Genomic DNA, 20,810 nt, shown 5'->3' on the forward strand with positions numbered 1-20,810 from the left:
CTATGGGTGAGAGAACGACTCGCCGCTCCAGACTGAAAAGCCCCATTGTTCATGCGCGTTTCCGGCCCTTCCCGTCCGCTCTTTCTCTCCCTCGGCCTTGCCTGCGCATTATGCGCCGGCACCATGCTTTCGCCAGCATGCGCCGAACCACAGCCCTCCCCCGCGACGGCTCCCATGCCATCTGTCACCACCAACGCGCAGGGGGTGCCCGACAGCTTTGCCGACCTTGCGGACCGGCTTCTGCCCGCCGTTGTCAACGTCTCCACCCAGCAGACGCTCAAGGGCGACTCCGATGAAGACGAGGATGAGGACGAAGGCGGACAGACCCCGCAGGTGCCGCAGTTTCCGCCCGGCTCCCCGTTCGAGAAGTTCTTCCATGACTTCATGAACCGCAAAACCGCCCCCAACGCGCCGCCCCGCCGGATGCAGGCGCTGGGTTCGGGCTTCATCATCGACCCCGAGGGCTACGTGGTGACCAATAACCACGTCATCCGCCATGCCGACCGCGTCACCGTCACCCTGCAGGACAACACCACCCTGCCGGCAAAAGTCATCGGTCACGATGACCGCACCGATCTCGCCCTGCTCAAGGTCAGCGCGCCCAAGCCGCTTCCCTTCGTTGCATTCGGCGACAGCGACACGGCCCGCGTGGGCAACTGGGTGCTGGCCATCGGCAACCCGTTCGGTCTTTCCGGCACCGTCACGGCGGGCATCGTGTCCTCGCGCGGGCGCAATATCGACCAGGGGCCGTATGACGATTTCATCCAGACGGACGCCCCCATCAACAAGGGCAACTCCGGCGGCCCGCTGTTCGACATGCACGGCGCGGTCATTGGCGTGAACACCGCCATTTACTCGCCCTCGGGCGGCTCGGTCGGCATCGGCTTTGCCATCCCCTCCAACGAGGCCCGGCGCGTTCTTGAGCAGCTTCGCAAGACCGGCCACGTCTCACGCGGATGGATCGGCGTGCGGATTCAGGCTGTCACGGCGGAAATCGCCGATGGGTTGGGCCTCAAACCCGCCAAGGGCGCGCTGGTCGCGGGCGTGGAACCCAAGGGACCAGCAGCGCAGGCGCAGCTCACAACGGGTGATGTCATCCAGCAACTCGACGGCAAGCCGATCGAAGGCCGTGCGTTGCCCCGCCTGATCGCGGATCTCCCGGTTGGATCGCAGGCGCATCTGAGTGTCTGGCGCAAGGGCAAGACCATCGACGTGCCCATCACCATCGGCGCTCTACCTGAGCCAAAGGATGAAGCGCAGACGAGCAAATCCGCGCACCCGGATGCCGGTTCTGCTGAAAAATCCGTCGATCTCGGGCCGTTCGGATTCCGCGCCAGTTCCATCACGGACGCAACACGCCGCAAGTTCCGCCTGTCGGAAGATCAGAAAGGCGTGGTCATCACGGACGTGGCCGAAGGCGGTCCCGCCATGGATCGTGGCCTTAAGCCCGGCGATGTCATCACTGAAGTGCAGCAGACGCCCGTGAGCACGCCCGCTCAATTGCGACAGGGCATTGAGGCCGCACGCAAGGACAAACGCCACTCCGTGCTGCTGCTGGTCCACGACATGGACGGTCTTCGCTGGGTGCCCTTTCCGCTGGATAGCGACCATTGACCTCCCACCTCACGATGTTATGCGCAGAAGGACAGGGCAGCAAAACAATGGGGGATCATGATGTCGGCTGAGATACGTCTCACCCTGCGTATGGATGTGGACGGCCATCCGGCATTGGGGCACGGCAAGATCCGCCTGCTCGAACAGTTGGCGGAAAGCGGCTCCATTTCCGCCGCCGGCCGTGCCATGGGCATGTCCTATCGTCGGGCGTGGCTGCTGATCGATGCGCTGAACAGCCAGTTCCGCACGCCTGTCGTGGAAACCAGGCCCGGCGGCGGCGGCGGCGCGCGTCTGACCGAAATGGGTAAGACCGTGATCCGCTGTTACCGACAGGCGGAGTATGACGCCCGCGCAGGCGCCCGCGCGCCACTGGACGAACTGGCGACCCTGCTCCGCCCTGAAAATGACGCAGCATCCTGACCACGATGCCGCATGACCCTTTTTCCAAGAACAGAGTCGGGAGAACACGAAGCGTGACACCCCCAGTCTTCCGCCGCGACCTCCTGCGTGCGGGCAGTGGCGCCGCCTTTGCCGCTCTTGCAACGGACTTCCTTGCTTCCCCCGCTCGTGCCGCCGAAGGGGCACCTGCAGCACCCGCCTCCGTGCCGTTCGATCACGAAACCGTTACCCGCATGGCGCGCGAACTGGCTGCAAAGCCTTACAGTGCACCCGAGCAGTCGCTGCCCAAGGCGCTCGACAATCTGACATTCGATCAGTTCCGCTCCATCGAATACCGTCCGGATCAGGCCCTGTGGCACGGACAAAATCTCGCCTTTGACGTGGAGTTCTTCCATCGTGGCTTCCTCTACCGTCCACGCATCGCGATTCATGAAGTCGTGGACGGCAAATCGACCGCCGTGCCCTACACTCCCGATCTCTTCAATTTCGGCGATCCGATGCTCCGCGTGACCGATGATCTCGGTTTTGCCGGTTTGCGGCTGCGCTATGCCATCAACACGCCGGGGGTGATGGAGGAATGCGCAGTCTTCCTCGGCGCCTCCTATTTCCGCGCCGTCGCCAAAGGGCAGAATTACGGCCTGTCCGCACGCGGCTTCGCCGATGGCACGGGCGATCCCAAGGGCGAGGAGTTTGCGCTGTTCCGCGCCTTCTGGCTGGAAAAACCGCAGCCGGGCGTGGACTCGATCGTCATTCACGCGCTGCTCGACAGCCCCTCCCTTGCGGGTGCATTCCGCTTCACCATCCGCCCGGGCGACACCACCATCTTCGATGTGCAGTCAGCACTCTTTCCGCGCGTGAAGATCGAGCAGTCCGGCATCGCTCCCCTGACGGGCATGTTCTATTTCGATGCCAACGACCGCAACCACATCGACGACTGGCGACCGGCGGCCCATGACAGCGAGGCGCTCCAGATCTGGACCGGCTCGGACCTCCAGCTTTACCGCCCGTTACGCAATCCGCTGGATCTTCAGTTCTCGGCCTTCACCGACATCTCCCCGCGCGGCTTCGGCCTGATGCAGCGTCGTCGGTCCTTCCACGATTTCGAAGATCTGGCCCTCGACTACGAAAAGCGTCCGTCCCTGTGGATCGAACCGATCGGGGACTGGGGCGCGGGCGCGGTCGATCTGGTGGAAATCCCTACCCCCAACGAGGTGAACGACAACATCGTCTCGTTTTGGCGCCCCAAGGCGCCGCTTCAGGCCGGGCACGAATACACCTACACCTACCGCATGTATTGGGGCTGGGACGTACCGTTCCCGACCGATCTCGCCCGTATCGGCGCAACCCGTGTGGGCGCCGTGACGGACCACAAGGACGGCCGGTTCTTTGCCATCGACTTCACCGGCGGCCCGGTGGCCGACAAGGGACAGGACGCGAAGTTCCACCTCATCCCCAATACGTCTGCAGGAACCATCCGAAATGTGGTGGTGGAACCCAACCCCAATATCAACGGCTGGCGCACGACGTTCGAGTTCTATCCCGGTGACGCCAAGTTGGCCGAAATGAGCGTCGTGCTCGCCGATGAACAGGGACCCGTTTCGGAACAATGGATGTATCGTTGGACACCGTGACCTCCGTTCCCCAGCAGGCGGCCACTGACGTTTTCCGCGCTCTGCCACCGGATGCTCCCCTGCGCATGGACGTGCAGGATCTGCACGCGGCACCCGATCGACATGGGCGTGACGCCACGCCGTCCACCGAGCCGAAGCTGATCGCACTCCGTCGCTTTGCCGTCATCGGCTCGGCTCTGGCGCTCACAGCCTATGGCGCGTGGCAGACGCATCTCGTGCTCGACGCTAACGGCGCATCCGTGCTGGGCGTCATCATGGAAGTGCTGTTCGTCCTGCTCTTCTTCTGGATCGCGCTGTCTTTCACATCCGCGCTGGGCGGATTCTGGTCGCTTCTCACCGGGGGTGGCCTCGGCCTTGGCATCACAAAGGCTGGCCCCCTGCCGTCCCTGAACACCCGCACCGCCCTCCTGATGCCCACCTACAACGAAGACCCGCATCGGGTCATGGCGGGATTACGGGCCATCCACGACAGCCTGCGCGAGACGGGACAGGCGGATCGGTTCGATATCTTCATTCTTTCCGACACCACCAACCCCGATGTCTGGGTGGCGGAAGAAGCCGCGTTCCTCAAACTGCGCCACGACACGAACGATGCGGCGCACATCTTCTATCGCCGCCGTCCCAAGAACACGGAACGCAAGGCCGGCAACATCGGCGAATGGGTCCGTCGCTTCGGCGCGGCCTATCCGCTGATGGTCACGCTGGACGCGGACTCCGTAATGGATGGCCGCACGCTGGTGCGCATTACTGCCGCCATGGAACGCAATCCCGGCGTGGGTCTGATTCAGACATTGCCTGTCATCACGGGCGGCACGACGCTGTTTGCCCGCATGCAGCAGTTCGCAGGACGTGTGTATGGGCCGCTGATCGCCCACGGCATCGCATGGTGGCATGGGGCCAGCAGCAATTACTGGGGTCACAACGCCGTCATACGGACCGCTGCCTTCGCCGAACAAGCGGGACTCCCGGCGCTTCCGGGCCGCAAGCCTTTCGGCGGCCATATCCTCAGCCACGACTTCGTGGAGGCCGCATTGATGCGACGCGGCGGCTGGGCCATTCACATGGTTCCCGCCCTATCGGGTTCATACGAGGAAAGTCCGCCCTCCCTCACCGATGTTGCGATCCGTGACCGCCGCTGGTGTCAGGGCAATCTCCAGCACTACAAGGTGCTGCCCACCAAAGGACTGAGCTGGGTCAGTCGGATGCACATGATCGTGGGCATCTCGGCCTATCTCACATCGCCCCTGTGGCTGATCTTTCTGCTGGTGGGCATCCTGATCTCGCTTCAGGCGCATTTCGTGCGGCCAGAATATTTCGGGGACACCAAGACGCTTTATCCGCACTGGCCGCAGGTCGATCCAGTGCGAGCAAAGTTCGTGTTCATCGCCACGATGGCGATCCTGCTTGCCCCCAAACTGTTCGCCTATATCGCCCTGCTGTTCGATCGCGCCTCCCTCAAGGGTTGCGGCGGCATGATCCGCACTGCGGCCTCCGTGCTGGTGGAAACCCTCATCGGCGGTCTGATCGCGCCGATTGCAATGCTGATTCAGACAAGTGGCGTCATCTCGATCCTCAGCGGACAGGATTCGGGCTGGAATGCCCAGCGACGCGATGACGGCGGCATCCCGCTAAGCACCATCGTGCGCGGATACTGGCGCTACACCCTCTTCGGCGTGATCCTCGGCGCCTGTGCATGGGCCGTGTCGTTTTCGCTGTTTCTGTGGATGACGCCGGTGCTGATCGGGCTGGTGCTGGCCATTCCACTGGCGGCCATTACCGGAAGTCGCGACGTGGGACAGGCTTTCCGTCGCGCAGGGCTGCTGCTGGTGCCCGAAGAAACGCATCCTCCCGAGGTTCTGGTGGAAGCGGCTCAGGCTATCGCCGCACCCGGGTCGGATTTACCGGAAGAAGCCATGGCAGCACTGCGCTCCGATCCCGCGCTGCTGGCCGCCCACCGCGCCATGCTGCCACCGCCTCGCAAACCGGGGGACCCGATTGACCCGGACCAGCTTGTCGGCGTGCTGAAAGTGGACGAAGCGCGCTCGCTCACCGAGGCGGAACGCAAACTGACGCCCAAGGAAAAAGCAGCCGCGTTGGGGACCGTCTCAGCACTTGAGCGTCTGGAAACGCTGCCGCTTTAGCGAGACAGTCCCCAGTCCACGGAGCGTTCGCGCTCCTTCACCTGACCTGTCTGTGCCCTCAATGCGTCAGGTGAAGGGCGCTGTCCGCAATGATCGTGTCGAACACGGACGAGAGGGCCTGCTTGATAGCGGGACCATCATCGGCCTGAATGAAATCGGTGCTGGCAGAAGCACAGGTCTGCATGGTGTACTGCATGCTGCCTTCGCCCGTTCCATCGAATGGTGCCACCAGCGCGTCATAAAGCGTGTTACCGGGAATGGGATAATAGGGAACCAGAACAGAAAAGAGACGCACGCCCTTGTTCTTCAGCGCCGTGCAGGCTGCGCCATAATTCACGTCCACAGCCGTATGCCACTTACCACTGGCCGAATAGAGTTCCTCGGCCCCGTCTGAAATAAAAATGATATAGGTTTTCATGCTGGAGGATGAGGATCCATCCCCAACATTCTGAAGATCGGTGGCTACCTGTTGCAAAGCCGCCTGTGTTTTCGTGTAACCGCCATTGTAATCCGCCCAGTCCGAAGGAGACCGGTTGGGATTGTTATACTGATTGGCAAAAGGCGTAGCATCTTCGATATCCACATTGGCGGCAGCGCTCGTAGCCTGGGAAAGGTCCGTAGTCGGGAGCACCACACGGGAGAATACGGTGCCAAACGTGTCGATCCCAACCGTGATGTGATTACGGTCATCCTGAGCATATTGAACGAGCTGAGAAACGAACGCCTGCAGAGACTGACTGACATAATCGATTTTCAGGCTGATCCCCGATGCCTTTGCGACAGTCCGCATGTCGCAGGGAGGGCGCCAGACACTATACCAGCCGGATCCCTGCCATTGGCCAGCACTCGCCAGAACACAGTTATTACTGATGGCGTCGTATCCATGCGGATCGTGACAGGCAAAGGCGCATTGACCCGGACCGTTCTCCAATTGCTGGATGTCCGAAGGTGTGCCGCCAATTCCCATCGAATTGGAAATATCCACAAGAAACAACACCTGAATATAGGAATTGCCCTGCGCCATGGTGGCCGTTGACTGAACGGATACGGTCTTATTGCCTGCAGGCAACAGTCCAGAAAAGAACAACTTTGGCGTCTGGCTTAGAGCGACGGTAACGCTGCCCGAATAACTTGTCTGGGGTGTGTAGCTGACAGACACCGATGGAACGGAAGAAAGGCCACTGATCTGTGCATTGGCCGTAACCATTGACTGAGCTGTCGTACGAGCGACGGCCAACGCGGCGTCTGTGGTCGTGCTGCTGCCTGATGCCAGACTGTTGTTGGCCTGCTTCGCTGCCTGCAGAGAGGCGGCATCCGCCAGCGACTGCAATTTGCTGCGGGTATTGACCACCGTGCCCAGATCCACCGCCGCCGCGACCCCGAGCATGACGGGAAGCGCAGACAGTGCGGCGACCACCATCACGCTCCCACGACGGCACATCCACCATTTCGTCAGGGCGCGAACAAGAAAACGGGAGAGATACAGAGAAGAAAAGTCAGGGGGGCGCAAACGCACCTCTCTTGAAGAGCCTATAAAAAAAGAAGCGTTTTCCGGCGCATCTGCCCCTTCACAGTGGCAACGCGATCAGCCGGCAGTGGGATTTCCTCTTTCATCAGCAAAAGATTAATTTCCTCTCTACAGCCGGCATTCGATATCTTTTTTCGATAAAACCTCCTGCAATGTCAGCATTCCCAAATATTGCTCCGAACATGTCTCAACACAGCCTCACCAAAGATTTACTGCGACTTGAGAATGCAAGTCATTTCTGCTATTACATTGAGAAATAAAGGATTTTCTTCTTGCGTGCCTCACAGAATCTGACGTAGAGACAGGGCAGGAAACATTCCCCACACGAAGGAAGATGCCCTCATGGCCGTCAAAGATCCCAAGGTGATCGAGCACCTCAACATTCAGCTCACCAACGAACTGACCGCGATCAACCAGTACTTCCTGCACGCGCGCACGCTGAACCACTGGGGCGTGACCCTGCTGGGCAAAAAGGAATATGAGGAATCCATCGAAGAGATGCGTCACGCCGACTGGCTGATCGAGCGCATTCTCTATCTCGGTGGCCTGCCGAACGTGCAGCGCTACAACACCGTTCTGATCGGTCAGAACGTCAAGGAAATCCTTGAATGCGACCTCAAGCTCGAAGAAAAGGCGCTGGCCGATCTTCGTGAAGGCATCGCCTACTGCGAGAGCGTGCGCGACTACGTCTCACGTGACCTGCTGCTCAAGATCCTCGACAACGAGGAAGAGCATGAGGACTACCTCGACCGTCAGTTCGACCTCATCAAGCAGATCGGCATCGAGCGCTACATTCAGCTCAATTCTGCACCCGCCAACGAGGAATAAGCCGTCCACGCCAGCAAGTTTGGCCTGAGACGTCTGCAAAACGCCGGTTTCCATCGTCTGTCATGGCGGAAGGAAACCGGCGTTTTATCGTTTAGAACCTTCATCCAACGGCGCAGGTCTGTGTCGCCCCATGGGGCCAGAGAACCTGAGCCAGCCTCATGTCCTGAGAGCGCCAGCGCGACAGCGTGGCCAGCGATGCAGCCGCTACAAGAACGTCACTTTCCAGCGCCATATCACGCGGCCTTCGGGTGATGGTCACAGATCGCTCAGGAATCGCCTGCGTTTCACCCAGCATATCCGTCCTCGTGCAGGCCCGGCTCAGCAGCCAATAGCCCGCCGAAGCCAGACAGGCGCCGAGCTGCATCATCGCCTCGGCAAAGGATGTGATCACATGCCGCTGGGGAAACAGGCGCCGCAAGGTAGCCCGCAACCCCTTCTCGTCACCTTTCTGAGCGAGCGCCGTCGCGTCCAGGAGCGCCATTTCCGTGGAACTGACAGCCCCACAACCTCTCATCCTGACATCGGGCGGCATCACCCCGGCGCCGGAGCAGCGATCCAACGCATGGCGGAAAGCCGTTCCCAGTGCGTCGATATCCTCGCGGAAGAACATGCCCCCCAAAGAGCCGAATCCCATCCGGCAGAAAGGCCGTCCGGGCCCGACCAGATAGCGCAGCATCCAGACCGCCACGCGCTCATCGGCAGAAAGTTCGTGCAGAATATCGGAAGTCGCGATCATGGCATTCCTCGGACCTGATGGCCCGTCCCTCCTCGTGATGTCTCACCTTAATTGCAAACCATTCTCATTTGCAATTAAAAATCACTCTCATCCGATCACGATCTCAACTGTTTCCGTGAAGAGAGCAGCTCCTCATTCCGCCTGCGCCAATGGAAGATTCGGAACGCCGTGTCGTCCCGGGCGCATCACCCACGGACGCGCACCCGTCCACGCCCGATCCGACACGATCTTGATCTTCCCCGCTTCAAGCCAGATCGCTTCCGCGCCCTCACGCCAGACCGTGAACCGGTCGATCCGCGGAACATCGCGACATGACGCCCGCGCGGGTGAGACGCTCACGAACAGATCCATGCCATCGCACAAGCCGGGCGGCACCAGATGCGTTCCATCCGAATCGTCCATCAGACGCAAGAGAAGGGACTGACCATGCCGGGACAACACGCACAGACCGGGTGCGCCGTCCTCTCCACAGATCAGATCGCCACTGGCGCTTTCACTCGTGGGCAGCAGCATCTCCGTCACAGGTCGTCCGAAAGCCTGCCCCAACTCCCGCCGCTCGAACCATGCATCCCGCGACCGGCCAGCCACCAGAAGCTGCCCGCCGTCCCGCACCACTACGACACCTCCATCGGGCGCCACCACCACATCCGGCAATGTGTGACAGAAGGGTGAAAGAAAACCGACCAGCATGGGCAGCAGCCCCAGTAACCGCCAGCGCCGCGTCCACAGACACAACCAGCACAACCCCAGCAGGAACAGCGTCAGCCCCCAGCCCGGCGTCATTGGAACAGCCAGACGGGCCGCAGGCCAACCGGCCACAGTGCGAGCCAGCCAGATGATGCCCTCGATCCCCCAGCCCATCGGTACAAGCGCCAGCGTTTCCAGATGCAGCGGCATCAGCAGTAACGCGATCAGCCCCGCTGGCATCACCCACAGCGCCGTCATCGGCACTGCCACAAGGTTCGCCACCACGAAAAAAGGCTGGATTTCTCCAAAATGCGCCATGGAAACCGGCAGCGTCGCCCCGCCCGCCAGAAGGCTGGTCAGCGCGAGCGTCGTGACATGCACCCCGAAGCGGCGACTCACCCCGCCCTCGCCATGCAGGCGGCGTAATGGCTGGCGCAACACCTCGTAACCCGCGATCAACGCCATGACAGCGGCAAACGACATCTGAAACGGCACATCCAACAAAACGGACGGTCCCATCAGCAGCAGAACAAGCGCCGCCACCGCCAGCCCACGCATCGACGCAGCATTTCGTCCGGTCAGCAGGGCCAGAACCACCAGACACGCCATCACCAGACTGCGCAGGGCGGGAAGATGCAGCCCCGTCATCGCCACATACAGCACACCGCCCGCCAGCCCGCAGAGAGCGGCTATTTCCTTGCAGGGCCACCGCAACGCCACCCACTCGATAGCCGCCAAACCGTAGCGCGCCACCGTCACCACGAACCCCATCACGATACCCAGATGCAGCCCGGCCACGGCCAGAAGGTGCGCAAGGCCGGATGCGGCGAACGCCTCCCGATCCATCTGAGGAATGGCGCTGGAAAGGCCGACAAGCAACGTCGCAGCAATGGCACCGTTGGTGCCCGGCAACACGGCGTGAATGCGTGCTCCAATCCCTTCGCGCAGGCGCTCCCACAAGGAAGACGCGCGTTTTTCCACACCCGTATCGCCCGTCACCACGGTCGCGGCATTGAGGGCACGTCCGGTTCCAGCCTCCCCTTTGAACCAAGCCTCCCGTTGCAGATCGCGGGCACCGGGCATTACCAGAAAAGGCGGCGCCGTCAGCAAAGCCCGCACCCGCAGATCGTCACCCGCCGCCAGCACCAGCGGGTCGTCGTTGCGCAGACGGATGCGCAGCGTGCGGGCCAACGGCGCCATGCCGTCATCCACCCATGTCTCGAAGCGCACATTCGCAAGCGTCACGCGCCGCCCACCGCTTTCCACGCCTTCACGTGGGGCAAGCTGGTCCACCGCCCGAACGTGCCCGGTCAGCATGACGGCGCGACGTGGCAGTTCCGGCATGGGCGGCAGGCGGTGACACTCCGTCCACGCCGCCAGAAAACCGAGCGACAGGCACAGCACCACACATCCCGCCACACGGGCGCCAATCCGATACCAACCGTATATGAGAATAAAAACGGAAAAACCCGCGCTCAGCAGCGCGGGCCAAAACACCGGCTCATGACGTGGCCGAAAATAAAGCAGCACACCGAAGGCCACGCACACCGGCAACCGATGTCGTTCAGAGAGAAGGCGCTCTTCCAGCCACCCAACGATCTCGGTCATCAAGCGCATGAAACGGTACAGAGCACCATCAGCAAAGATTTACTCTTCGCACAAACGACAGTTCCCTAAGGAACTGCCGCTCAACCGTGAAACTCACGGCGTCAGGGCGCGTCCTTCGGCAGCACCGAAAAACACGTAATGAAGAAACAGATCACCGTCATATCCCTCCAGATCCGGATTGACGGCGAGATAAGCCTTGCTATCGAAGAGCTTGTTGGGCTGACGTCCCTCTCGAAAACCGACCGTCTGATAATGCGTCGCGGCATCGACGCCAGCTTCCGCCACATCCGGATAGGCTGAAAGATACCACTGCGCGTCGAAATAAAGGGCGTCGCGCACGGGCGGTACGCGCACAGGCACCACCTCTTCCACGATTTCCTCGATCACTTCAGCCGGTTTCTTTCGTGCGGAACGGGCTTTTGCGCGAGGAGCGGCTGTCCGTTCTGCCGTTTTTCCGCGGCCCGTAGCGCCCCGTGCCGCCGATGTCGTGCCCCTCGCTGCTCGTGCCACGCCTGCCTCTCCTCATCTCTGACTCTCGATCACGCGATCGTTGGCGCAATGATTAGCAACACATTTCAGAAAGACAATGCGTCAGGATCGTCGATTTGCGTTAAAAAACGCTACACAACACACATCGTTCCTTAAAATCCGACAGGAGAACCATTCTTCTTGGCCAAGCGTCCCACAACCCGTTTCGTCTGCCAGTCCTGTGGCGCCGTCTATCCAAAGTGGTCCGGCAAATGCGAGGCCTGCGGAGAATGGAACACCATCGTTGAGGAAAGCGTGGAACCCACGGTTTCACGTGCCAGCCGTACCAAGAGTCGCCTCACGCTGACGGGGCTGGAGGGAAACGTCGCGCCACCGCCACGTATTCTCACGCGCATTCCCGAACTCGATCGCGTGCTGGGTGGTGGGTTTGTACCCGCATCCGTTGTGCTCGTAGGTGGCGATCCGGGCATCGGCAAATCCACGCTGCTGCTTCAGACCGCGTGTCATCTCGCCACCACCGGTCAGCGCGTCGTCTACATCTCAGGTGAAGAAGCCGTGGATCAGATCCGCATGCGGGCGCGTCGCCTCGAACTGGTCGCACCTACGCTGGAGCTTGCCGCTTCAATCAACGTGTCGGACATCGTGGCCACGCTTGAAACAGACGAGCCACCGGGCCTTGTCATCATCGATTCCATCCAGACCATGTGGCTCGACAGCATCGAGAGCGCACCGGGGTCCGTGGCACAGGTCCGGGCCTGCGCGTTCGAGCTGATCCGTCTTGCCAAGAAGCGCGGCTTCTCGCTCGTGCTGGTGGGACACGTCACCAAAGAGGGAGGCTTGGCCGGTCCGCGCGTCATGGAGCACATGGTCGATGCGGTGATGTATTTCGAAGGAGATCGCGGCCATCAGTTCCGCATCCTGCGCGCGGCCAAGAACCGTTTCGGCGCGACCGATGAGATCGGTGTGTTCGCCATGACCGATCACGGCCTGATCGAAGTGCCCAACCCCTCCGCCCTGTTTCTGGCCGAACGGCAGGGCAATATCGCCGGCTCCGCCGTCTTTGCCGGACTTGAAGGCACGCGTCCCGTGCTGCTGGAAGTGCAGGCCCTGCTCTCCCCAAAAGCCGGGGATGGCAGCCCCCGCCGCGCTGTGGTGGGATGGGATTCAGGCCGCCTGTCCATGCTGCTGGCGGTGCTGGAATCACGCTGCGGCCTCAAACTGTCCGGAATGGATGTCTATCTCAATTTCGCGGGCGGCTTGCGGGTGACAGAACCGGCGGCCGATCTTGCCGCCGCCGCCGCCATCGTCTCTGCCGCGACAGGTCACCCGACGGATGCAGGGTCTGTTTTTTTCGGGGAAATCGGTCTGTCAGGGGAAATCCGTCAGGTCCCGCAGGCCGATCTGCGCCTGCGCGAAGCCAACAAACTCGGGTTCGCGTCCGCCATTCTGCCGCGCCGCATTGCACGCGGGAACGCCAAGCTCGCTGCCCCTCCCGGTCTCGACCTGCACGAGTTGGGGCATCTCTCCAGCCTGGTCAGAACGATGACCGAAAGTTCTGCCGCTGCAAAGGACGACTAAGGAGCAGCGCCTACTGGTCCACGGCGTCGGAACGGCGAATGTCGGCCCGATCCGCCGGAGTCTCGATGCCGGTCTTGTCTGGTAGGCCGATCACCCGGACATAGATCCGGGTGGACGGGATGCCCGCATTCATCAGCACAGCCCGCACGACAAGCCCGCGACTGAGCGCCATTCGGCGCGGCCGTGAAGGATCGTTGGGCACACCACTCGCGGTCGTATCCACCAGCGCACGGGTGTCAGGCCGCTCCTTCAGCGCCTTGGCGAAGGCGAGAATGGCGTTGCGCGTCTCCGTGTTCAGGTGGTCGGAATCCGCCGCAAACGTCACACGCACGCCCCCATCGATCGGACGGCTGTCACCCTTGGCATCGGCCACAGGTTGCGGATCGGGCGGCAGAGGGAACGGATGCAGTTGCACCGGAATTTGCGGCGCCGTGAAGACCGGCGGCGGAGGTGGCGCGGGTGGAATGGTCGCCGCTACGGGTGCGTGGGAAGGCGATGCCGGTTTGGTGCCGCTAGCAGTCGCCGGTGCAGCAGGCGCCTTTTCCGAGACAGGTGCGACTTTCGCAGGTGCGGCATGCTCCACATGTTTCGTGCCGGTCCGGGCGACAGACGAGGCTTTCGGTCTTGTGGGAGAGGCCGTTTGCCGTGCGCCGCTTTTCTTTGCTGGGACGGGACCAAGTGCATCCAGCGCGGACGTGTCGGTGGACACCTGCGCGTGCGCAAGCGGCACCGCGAGAACAAAACACCAGATACAGGCGAGAGGAAAAGCAGAAAGACGGAACGCATGCCGTTCACGCAGCAACATCAGCAACCTCATCTGGGAAACCGGCCCAAGCACAAGAGGGAAGATCGATCTGAAATGATCGTCCTTCACCTCTCCGTCGGTTCAGGCGTCTGTCAGGCTCTCCGCCACAATCTCACGCAGCTTGGCGTGCAGATGACCGTTGCCCGCCACGATCAGCACGTCATCGGGAAGTTCGTTCAAATCCACACCTGCGGGATCGGTGCAGTAGCCCCCGGCTTCGCGCACAAGAAGCGCACCGGCCGCGCAATCCCACGGCTTGATGCCGAACTCCCAGTAGCCCTCATAACGGCCTGCCGCGACCCACGCGAGATCGAGCGCTGCCGCGCCGAAACGACGGATCCCCGCGACCTGCGGCATCAACGCGCCCATGACCCGCGCAAACGGAAGGCGGCGCTTGGGCGACACCTTGGCGAAAGGAATACCTGTGGCGAACAGAGCCGTCAGCATCTCGCGACGCGCCGAGACACGGATGCGCCGGTCGTTGAGATACGCCCCCACACCTTTCTCGGCCCAGAACATCTCACCGGCTGCCGGATTGTACACCACAGCCGCCGTCAGTTCGACGGAACCATCGGGCAGACGCCGCTGCAAACCAATGGAAATGGCCCAATGCGGAATACCGTGCAGGAAGTTGGTCGTTCCATCCAAGGGATCGACCACCCAACGCCACGTCCAGTTCTCACCGCCCGACTCGCCACTTTCCTCCATGAGGAAGGCGTAGCCGGGACGGGCCCGCTCCAGTTCTTCCCGCAGGGTCTGCTCGGCGCGCAGGTCGGCCTGCGACACGAAATCGCCCGGTCCCTTGATGCTCACCTGAAGCTGCTCGACTTCATTGAAGTCACGCAGAAGACGCCGGGCCGCCTTTTCGGCAGCACTCTGCATCACGGTCATTACGGGTGAAAGACGCATCGCCAAGGCGGTCATCCCTGTGGAAAATTCAAGAAACGGAAAGGCCGGACAGACTGCCCGGCCGCGATCAGTCGGCTAGAGGTCCGTCAGGACTTCGCACGCTCGACGTAGCTGGCGTCATCCGTGCGGACCACAATGCGCTCACCCGCCTCGATGAAGGGCGGCACCATCGTCTTCACGCCGTTGGACAGCATGGCCGGCTTGTAGGAGGAACTGGCCGTCTGGCCCTTCACCACAGGATCGGCTTCCACCACTTCCAGCGTGACATGCGGCGGCAGCGTCACGGCCACCGGATCGCCTTCCACCAGATTGAGGTTCAGCACCATATTGTCCTGCAGGAACGGAGCCTGATCGCCCAGAAGGTCCACGGGAATCATGAACTGCTCGAACGTCTCCGGGTCCATCAGAACCAGCGTCTCACCGTCGGTGTAGGAGTAGTTATACTCCTTGTCCTCGGTAATCAGGCGCTCGACCGTATCGGCCGTACGCCAGCGCTCATTGGTCTTGTTGCCGGTCTTGAGATCGCGCATCTCCACCTGGATGAACGCGCCGCCCTTGCCGGGTGTGATGATCTGCTGCTTGAGGACGGTCCAACGACGTCCGTCGTGCTCAATGACCTGGCCCGCACGGATCAGGTTGGCCTGCTGTTTCATGGTCTGTCCCTGGAGAAAAAAGCTTTGGGCTCGAAGGCGGGCTTCTACTCCCCACAGCCGTCAAGAGCAAGATCACACGGCCTCGACACGTGCCTTTCCGACACGCGGAAGCACTCATCGTGCCCACCAGTTTTCCTGAATTTGGAAAGAAAAAACTGTTCTCAAGCGAGAACGGTCCAGTTCCACGATATCGGGCAGGCGGGATTCGAACCCACGACCCCCAGTCCCCCAGACTGATGCGCTACCAGGCTGCGCTACTGCCCGTCATCGTGAACGGGTGGTCTCTAGCAGTCCGACGAAGCCCCTGCAAGAGCCTTTCCACCGATTGCCCTTTCTTGCGACGGGATGATCAGACGCTCGCCTGTTTGAGTTTCGCCCGGATCACCTCAAGCTGACCCAGCACACGCTCAAGACTGCGTCGCAACCGTTCGTTTTCCGCCACCACATGCGGGTCAGGCACCTCGCGCACCTCGACCACTACCTTTGGCTCAGGCGGCTTTTCCTCCGGGGAGGCGACAAGCGGTGGAAGCTCGTCCTCTACGCTGACAGACACCACCTCCTGTCCATCGAGCGCAGGAGTATTTTCGCTTTCCGAATCGCTTTCGCCCCGCAAAACACGCTGCACCCCCTTGATGGTGTAGCCTTTTACGTAAAGCAAATCGGAAATCTGACGCAGAAGCGCAATGTCCTCGGGGCGGTAATAACGCCGCCCGCCTCCACGCTTCAGAGGACGCACCTGCTCGAAGCGGGTCTCCCAGAAACGCAGGACGTGCTGGGGCACCTTCAGTTCATCGGCGACTTCACTGATGGTGCGAAACGCAAGTGGCCCTTTCTGGAGCCGCTCGCCCACCTCTTCTCCCAGAGCAGCATCAACTGGAGACACAATCCCACCCGGATTCGCAACAGACCGCTCTTCCATCATTCAGGCGCGCCATTAGCCCGTGCACGAAGAATCTGGCTGGCGCGAAACGTGATGACCGAACGGGGAAGAATGGGAATCTCCACCCCTGTCTTGGGGTTTCGCCCGCTGCGTTGTCCTTTACGGCGCACCATGAAGGTACCGAACCCGCTGATTTTCACGGATTCTCCACTCTCCAGCTTCGCTGCCATGGTTTCGAGCACCGCCTCCAGCAAGTCGATGGACTCGCTGCGGGACAACCCGACCTGCGTATGGATTTTTTCCGCCAGACTGGCGCGTGTCACAGTGCTCATGCGCGCAGAGTAACATGCTGATACCCGGCGTCAATTTGAATGAAGAGCCCCGCTTGGGGGAGCTCCGTCACACCCGCGCCAGCGCCGATCCCCATGTCAGACCACCGCCCAGTGCTTCCATCAGCACCAGATCGCCACGACGGATGCGTCCGTCCCGCACGGCTTCGTCCAGCGCCAGAGGGATGGAGGCCGCCGAGGTGTTGGCGTGCCGGTCCACCGTCACCACCACCTGCTCCATCGGCAGGTGCAGTTTGCGGGCTACACCCTCGATGATGCGAATATTGGCCTGATGCGGCACCAACCACGCCACATCGGCGTGTGTCAGCCCTTCTGCCTCCAGTGCCTCATCCACGGCAGAGGAAAGACGCCCGACAGCATGACGGAACACCTCACGGCCGTTCATCTTCAGATGTCCGCTGTGACCGGACCGACCGACCGCACCATCGACGTAGAGGATGTCCCCCAGCGCACCATCGGCGTGAAGATGGGTGGAGAGAAGCCCGCGATTCCCCGGATCATCACTGGCTGTCAGGACAACCGCGCCTGCGCCATCCCCGAACAGCACGGCCGTCGTCCGGTCGTCCCAGTCAAGAATGCGTGAGTACACCTCACTGCCGATGACCACCACGCATTTGGCCTTGCCCGACAGGATGAACGCATCCGCCGTCGCCATGCCATAGATGAACCCTGAACACGCCGCCGCGATATCGAATCCGAATCCACCCGTGGCACCCAGTTCGTGCAGCACACGCACAGCCGTCGCGGGAAAGACCTGATCGGGCGTGGAGGTCGCCACGATAACAGCGTCCACAGTCTGCGGATCGATACTACCGAATGCGAGCGCCCGACGCGCGGCCTCTGCGGCCATGGAAACGGCCGTCTCGTCTTCGCCCACAATGTGACGCTGGCGAATGCCGGTACGACCCCGAATCCATTCATCGGATGTGTCGAGACGCTGCGAGAGTTCGTCATTGGTGACGATGCGCTCGGGCAGATAGCTTCCGAAACCGGAGAGGAGCGAACGTGTCACCATTGAGAATACCCCAAGAAGACGCGGTTCCGGCTGCACTCCCGCGTCCCGGCCGCATAAAATACCTGATCCGCCATCAGCCTGCGCCGACGGGGTTTAAAGGGCGGCCTGACGTTCCGCTTCCATCTTCGGGCGGCTGGTCGTCAGCGTCGTCATATGCGCCAGACGTTCGCGGATACTGTCATTGAACTGGTGCGTGACCATATCCATCGCCACATCCACAGCCGACGCAAACCCCTGCGCGTCCGTGCCGCCATGCGATTTCACCACCACACCGTTCAACCCCACGAACACAGCACCGTTATAGCGGCGGGGATCCAGCCAGTCCTTCATGCGCATCAATGCGGGGCGCACGAGAAGATAGGCCAGCCGGCCGGCCATGCTGCTCGTGAACACCTGCCGGAACAGCCCGGACGCCATCTTCATGGCCCCCTCGCCGGTCTTGAGCGCGACATTGCCGGTGAAACCGTCCGTCACCACCACGTCCGTCGTGCCAGCCGTGATGTCATGCCCTTCCACGAAACCGTGGAACTGGGAAGCCAGCGGGCTGTCACGGAGCACTTCAGCGGCCTGACGCAGCCGTTCATCGCCCTTGACCTCTTCCGCACCGACATTGAGCAGACCGATGCTGGGCGCGGGAAGACCAAGAACCGCCTTGGCGAACGCCTCGCCCATCACGGCGAACTCGACCAGATTGCGGGTGTCGCATGCGACATTCGCTCCCAGGTCCAGCATCACGACATCGCCCTTCATGCTCGGGCTGATGGCGGCCATGGCGGGCCGAGCAATGCCCGGCAGCGTTTTCACGACAATCTTGGCCAATGCCAGCATGGCGCCGCTGTTGCCAGCCGACACCACACCCGCCGCCTCACCAGCCGCGACCGCATCCATCACCATCCGAAGGGACGAATCCCGAACCCGAAGGGCTGCGGTGGGTTTCATGTCCATGCTGATGGCTGTCGGCGCGTGACGCACCGTGCATATGGCGGCCGCCTTCGGGTGCCGTGCCAGAATCGGACGCAGACGTTTTTCATCGCCGATGAGCAGCACGCGCGCTCCCCGGTGACGATCTGCCGCAAGCGCCAGTCCGGCCACCACAACATCAGGCCCGCCATCTCCCCCCATGGCGTCAACCGCCAAGGAGAACATGCCGCAGCTTCCGTCTTCCGCCCTCTCAGATGCAAGCGCTTCGCTCACGAAACCGCTCCCACCCGCTCGACCGAAAGACGGGCTGTCATGTCAGTGTCACGCCGTTTCAAGCCACAAACACCCAATCAGGCGCGGACGGCGACCTTCAGGGCCTTGCCGGCCGCAATGACCTCACGGCCATCGTAGTGACCGCAGTGGCTGCACACATGGTGCGGACGCTTCAGTTCACCACAGTTTCCGCACTCGGCATGAGCCTCCGGGCGCAGAGCCTGATGGCTGCGACGCATGCCGCGACGGGACGGTGAAGTTTTTCTCTTGGGTACTGCCATGGGTCCAAGCCCCTCCGAAATGACGACATCCCGGAACCACCCCCTGGCGGAACCTGGACACAACTGCAATTGAGGGCGGCCCTCTATCAGACGCGCCCCACTTCCGCAAGAAGCGCCGCACGACAAACAGCCGCGCCGCGCAGGCAAATAGACGTTTTTCGTATCAGGAATCGCCGCGCCTGAGCTTGGCCAGCGCACCGAAAGGATTACGGCGCGCCTGCGGATCCTCCGCATCGCGTTCCGCCAGCGCCTCAGCCTCTTCCTCGGTAATCACATAATCCGGTCGCGTTGCATCCGGCTTGCGTGGCCACGGATCGAGAGCAAGAGCCAGTTGCTCCACCGTCGCCTCCCCAAGATCTATGGCATCGCCTTCAAACGGAATTTCGTCCGATGCCTCCAGATCGTCAGCGGCCTCAGGGTCGAAACGATGCTCGGGCACGAATCGGAGCGTGAAGCGCTCCCCCACCACATCCTCGAACACATCGAGCGTGAGCACACAGGACTGACTGACGCGTGCGGACAACGCGCCCTCCGCCACAATCGCCCCGCCGACTCCTGCGCACAGCGCATAACGGCATGACAGGCTGGCCACCTGCGGCAGCCCCAGCCGATGGGCGATACGGACACATTCATCGGGCGTGGCCGTCACGACGATCTCACGTGGTGCCTCGGGCCTTGCGTCCCGCAGCGACCGCACGAGGACGGGACGGGAAAACTCCAGCGATTGCTTGGCGGTCACGACATGATCCCTTTCCTGCACCACAGCCACCCGCGAGACGGTGCGAAACACACTATCGGGGGGCTGTTTCCTGTGCTTTAACAGAACCCGCTACATCAGGCCCATATCCGAAAGCACCAGAACAGCGTCATGTTGACACGACCGCTTCCAGCCCCGACCGCATCTTTCGCCCATAATGGGCACGGTGGACGGCGCCTGAGGAAAGCCGCCGGTCTCATTGGTTGCGTGCTGGCGCTGTCGGGCTGCGCGGTGTTCGAAAACCCGCCCATGCCGCGCGGCTCGCTGATCGAGGCCGATGATTACAACCAGCTCCAGCCGGGAAAAAGCAACCGCGCGGATGCCATCGACCTCCTTGGTTCTCCCACGGCCAAGGCGACGTTCGACGACAACACATGGATTTATATTTCCATGATGACGGCGCCGACGCCGGCCAACTTTCCGCATGTAACGAAACAGCAGGTGGTGGTGCTCAATTTCGATGAGGGCGGTACGCTGCGCGCCCTGCGCACGCTCAACCTCAAGGACGCCAAGCATCCCGGCATGGTGGGCGACAGGACACCCGCCCCCGGCACCAAGATCAACATCCTGCAGGAAATCCTCGGCAATGTGGGTCGCTACAACCCGATGCAGGGCATGATGAACAACAACAGCAATTCCTTCAGCGGTGCTGGCGGAATGATGGGCAACAACGGCCCCGGTCATGGTGGCGCGGGCAACAGCCTTCCGTAATCACAGCCTCTGCCTG

Annotated in this window: 20 protein-coding genes and 1 tRNA gene; 7 read left to right on the plus strand and 14 right to left on the minus strand. The window is 61.7% G+C overall.

Annotated elements, in window-relative coordinates; all coding sequences use genetic code 11:
* Positions 1–51: 51 nt before the first annotated feature.
* The 4 genes from KUA11_RS12195 to mdoH are packed head-to-tail and all read left to right on the plus strand — an operon-like array spanning position 52 to position 5,785.
* Positions 52–1,614, plus strand: coding sequence for a DegQ family serine endoprotease (locus KUA11_RS12195; RefSeq protein WP_217410559.1), 1,563 nt, complete (start codon positions 52–54; stop codon positions 1,612–1,614).
* Between the two features lie 60 nt (positions 1,615–1,674).
* Positions 1,675–2,034 carry a winged helix-turn-helix domain-containing protein gene (locus KUA11_RS12200; protein WP_217410677.1) on the plus strand — a complete coding sequence of 120 codons (360 nt, stop codon included), beginning with the start codon at positions 1,675–1,677 and terminating at the stop codon, positions 2,032–2,034.
* Between the two features lie 53 nt (positions 2,035–2,087).
* Positions 2,088–3,644 (plus strand): OpgD/OpgG family glucan biosynthesis protein, encoded by a 1,557-nt coding sequence (locus tag KUA11_RS12205; protein ID WP_217410560.1) that lies wholly within the window; start codon positions 2,088–2,090, stop codon positions 3,642–3,644.
* The gene (gene mdoH / locus KUA11_RS12210; protein ID WP_217410561.1) at positions 3,620–5,785 is read left to right on the plus strand and encodes a glucans biosynthesis glucosyltransferase MdoH; all 2,166 of its coding nucleotides are present in this window, start codon (positions 3,620–3,622) and stop codon (positions 5,783–5,785) included. Before KUA11_RS12205 ends, mdoH begins: the two co-directional genes overlap by 25 nt.
* Before the next feature lie 58 nt (positions 5,786–5,843).
* On the opposite strand, the gene KUA11_RS12215 is transcribed toward mdoH, so the two are convergent.
* Positions 5,844–7,295 (minus strand): pilus assembly protein, encoded by a 1,452-nt coding sequence (locus KUA11_RS12215; protein WP_217410562.1) that lies wholly within the window; start codon positions 7,293–7,295, stop codon positions 5,844–5,846.
* 360 nt (positions 7,296–7,655) lie between these two features.
* On the opposite strand from KUA11_RS12215, the gene bfr reads away from it, so the two are divergent.
* Positions 7,656–8,141, plus strand: a complete 486-nt coding sequence (bfr, locus tag KUA11_RS12220) for a bacterioferritin (protein ID WP_217410563.1) — start codon at positions 7,656–7,658, stop codon at positions 8,139–8,141.
* Between the two features lie 100 nt (positions 8,142–8,241).
* Here bfr and KUA11_RS12225 read toward each other — a convergent pair whose 3' ends face one another.
* The 3 genes from KUA11_RS12225 to KUA11_RS12235 all read right to left on the minus strand — a co-directional run bounded on the left by KUA11_RS12225 (position 8,242) and on the right by KUA11_RS12235 (position 11,682).
* On the minus strand, positions 8,242–8,877 hold the full coding sequence (locus KUA11_RS12225) for a hypothetical protein (protein WP_217410564.1): 636 nt from the start codon (positions 8,875–8,877) through the stop codon (positions 8,242–8,244).
* Between the two features lie 132 nt (positions 8,878–9,009).
* Entirely contained in the window at positions 9,010–11,172 is a 2,163-nt protein-coding gene (locus KUA11_RS12230; protein ID WP_217410565.1) for a ComEC/Rec2 family competence protein, read from the minus strand.
* 93 nt (positions 11,173–11,265) lie between these two features.
* A complete protein-coding gene (locus tag KUA11_RS12235) occupies positions 11,266–11,682 on the minus strand; it encodes a hypothetical protein (protein WP_217410566.1) in 417 nt (138 codons plus the stop codon).
* Between the two features lie 159 nt (positions 11,683–11,841).
* Here KUA11_RS12235 and radA point away from each other — a divergent pair, with 159 nt between their 5' ends.
* The gene (gene radA, locus KUA11_RS12240) at positions 11,842–13,239 is read left to right on the plus strand and encodes a DNA repair protein RadA (RefSeq protein WP_217410567.1); all 1,398 of its coding nucleotides are present in this window, start codon (positions 11,842–11,844) and stop codon (positions 13,237–13,239) included.
* A 10-nt stretch (positions 13,240–13,249) separates the two neighbouring features.
* On the opposite strand, the gene KUA11_RS12245 is transcribed toward radA, so the two are convergent.
* The 10 genes from KUA11_RS12245 to KUA11_RS12290 all read right to left on the minus strand — a co-directional run bounded on the left by KUA11_RS12245 (position 13,250) and on the right by KUA11_RS12290 (position 20,065).
* The gene (locus tag KUA11_RS12245; RefSeq protein WP_217410568.1) at positions 13,250–14,113 is read right to left on the minus strand and encodes an OmpA family protein; all 864 of its coding nucleotides are present in this window, start codon (positions 14,111–14,113) and stop codon (positions 13,250–13,252) included.
* Positions 14,114–14,125: 12 nt separating this feature from the next.
* Positions 14,126–14,953 (minus strand): inositol monophosphatase family protein, encoded by an 828-nt coding sequence (locus KUA11_RS12250; RefSeq protein ID WP_217410679.1) that lies wholly within the window; start codon positions 14,951–14,953, stop codon positions 14,126–14,128.
* 86 nt (positions 14,954–15,039) lie between these two features.
* Complete coding sequence (efp, locus tag KUA11_RS12255) at positions 15,040–15,606, minus strand: elongation factor P (RefSeq protein ID WP_166312627.1); 567 nt, start codon at positions 15,604–15,606, stop codon at positions 15,040–15,042.
* A gap of 190 nt (positions 15,607–15,796) precedes the next feature.
* Positions 15,797–15,870 (minus strand) — tRNA-Pro (locus KUA11_RS12260).
* A gap of 85 nt (positions 15,871–15,955) precedes the next feature.
* Positions 15,956–16,525, minus strand: a complete 570-nt coding sequence (locus KUA11_RS12265; RefSeq protein WP_408744203.1) for a MerR family transcriptional regulator — start codon at positions 16,523–16,525, stop codon at positions 15,956–15,958.
* A complete protein-coding gene (locus KUA11_RS12270; protein WP_217410570.1) occupies positions 16,525–16,818 on the minus strand; it encodes an integration host factor subunit alpha in 294 nt (97 codons plus the stop codon). Before KUA11_RS12270 ends, KUA11_RS12265 begins: the two co-directional genes overlap by 1 nt.
* Positions 16,819–16,885: 67 nt before the next feature.
* A complete protein-coding gene (locus KUA11_RS12275; protein WP_217410571.1) occupies positions 16,886–17,851 on the minus strand; it encodes a beta-ketoacyl-ACP synthase III in 966 nt (321 codons plus the stop codon).
* A gap of 93 nt (positions 17,852–17,944) precedes the next feature.
* Positions 17,945–18,997 carry a phosphate acyltransferase PlsX gene (plsX, locus tag KUA11_RS12280; protein WP_217410688.1) on the minus strand — a complete coding sequence of 351 codons (1,053 nt, stop codon included), beginning with the start codon at positions 18,995–18,997 and terminating at the stop codon, positions 17,945–17,947.
* 125 nt (positions 18,998–19,122) lie between these two features.
* Positions 19,123–19,326, minus strand: a complete 204-nt coding sequence (rpmF, locus tag KUA11_RS12285; RefSeq protein ID WP_166312624.1) for a 50S ribosomal protein L32 — start codon at positions 19,324–19,326, stop codon at positions 19,123–19,125.
* 163 nt (positions 19,327–19,489) lie between these two features.
* Positions 19,490–20,065, minus strand: a complete 576-nt coding sequence (locus tag KUA11_RS12290; RefSeq protein ID WP_217410572.1) for a DUF177 domain-containing protein — start codon at positions 20,063–20,065, stop codon at positions 19,490–19,492.
* A gap of 129 nt (positions 20,066–20,194) precedes the next feature.
* Here KUA11_RS12290 and KUA11_RS12295 point away from each other — a divergent pair, with 129 nt between their 5' ends.
* Positions 20,195–20,794, plus strand: a complete 600-nt coding sequence (locus tag KUA11_RS12295) for an outer membrane protein assembly factor BamE (protein WP_217410573.1) — start codon at positions 20,195–20,197, stop codon at positions 20,792–20,794.
* Positions 20,795–20,810 lie beyond the last annotated feature (16 nt).

It is taken from the genome of Acetobacter estunensis (genome assembly GCF_019083805.1).
GTDB lineage: Bacteria > Pseudomonadota > Alphaproteobacteria > Acetobacterales > Acetobacteraceae > Acetobacter > Acetobacter estunensis_A.

Excerpts from the sequence above, each read along its gene's own strand:
- KUA11_RS12295 (WP_217410573.1), top strand. The coding sequence starts at position 20,195 with ATGTTGACACGACCGCTTCCAGCCCCGACCGCATCTTTCGCCCATAAT.
- mdoH (WP_217410561.1), top strand. The coding sequence starts at position 3,620 with ATGGATGTATCGTTGGACACCGTGACCTCCGTTCCCCAGCAGGCGGCC.
- rpmF (WP_166312624.1), bottom strand. The coding sequence starts at position 19,326 with ATGGCAGTACCCAAGAGAAAAACTTCACCGTCCCGTCGCGGCATGCGT.
- bfr (WP_217410563.1), top strand. The coding sequence starts at position 7,656 with ATGGCCGTCAAAGATCCCAAGGTGATCGAGCACCTCAACATTCAGCTC.
- KUA11_RS12250 (WP_217410679.1), bottom strand. The coding sequence starts at position 14,953 with ATGCGTCTTTCACCCGTAATGACCGTGATGCAGAGTGCTGCCGAAAAG.
- KUA11_RS12265 (WP_408744203.1), bottom strand. The coding sequence starts at position 16,525 with ATGGAAGAGCGGTCTGTTGCGAATCCGGGTGGGATTGTGTCTCCAGTT.
- KUA11_RS12195 (WP_217410559.1), top strand. The coding sequence starts at position 52 with ATGCGCGTTTCCGGCCCTTCCCGTCCGCTCTTTCTCTCCCTCGGCCTT.
- KUA11_RS12270 (WP_217410570.1), bottom strand. The coding sequence starts at position 16,818 with ATGAGCACTGTGACACGCGCCAGTCTGGCGGAAAAAATCCATACGCAG.
- KUA11_RS12230 (WP_217410565.1), bottom strand. The coding sequence starts at position 11,172 with ATGACCGAGATCGTTGGGTGGCTGGAAGAGCGCCTTCTCTCTGAACGA.
- KUA11_RS12200 (WP_217410677.1), top strand. The coding sequence starts at position 1,675 with ATGTCGGCTGAGATACGTCTCACCCTGCGTATGGATGTGGACGGCCAT.
- KUA11_RS12225 (WP_217410564.1), bottom strand. The coding sequence starts at position 8,877 with ATGATCGCGACTTCCGATATTCTGCACGAACTTTCTGCCGATGAGCGC.
- plsX (WP_217410688.1), bottom strand. The coding sequence starts at position 18,997 with ATGTTCTCCTTGGCGGTTGACGCCATGGGGGGAGATGGCGGGCCTGAT.
- efp (WP_166312627.1), bottom strand. The coding sequence starts at position 15,606 with ATGAAACAGCAGGCCAACCTGATCCGTGCGGGCCAGGTCATTGAGCAC.
- KUA11_RS12275 (WP_217410571.1), bottom strand. The coding sequence starts at position 17,851 with ATGGTGACACGTTCGCTCCTCTCCGGTTTCGGAAGCTATCTGCCCGAG.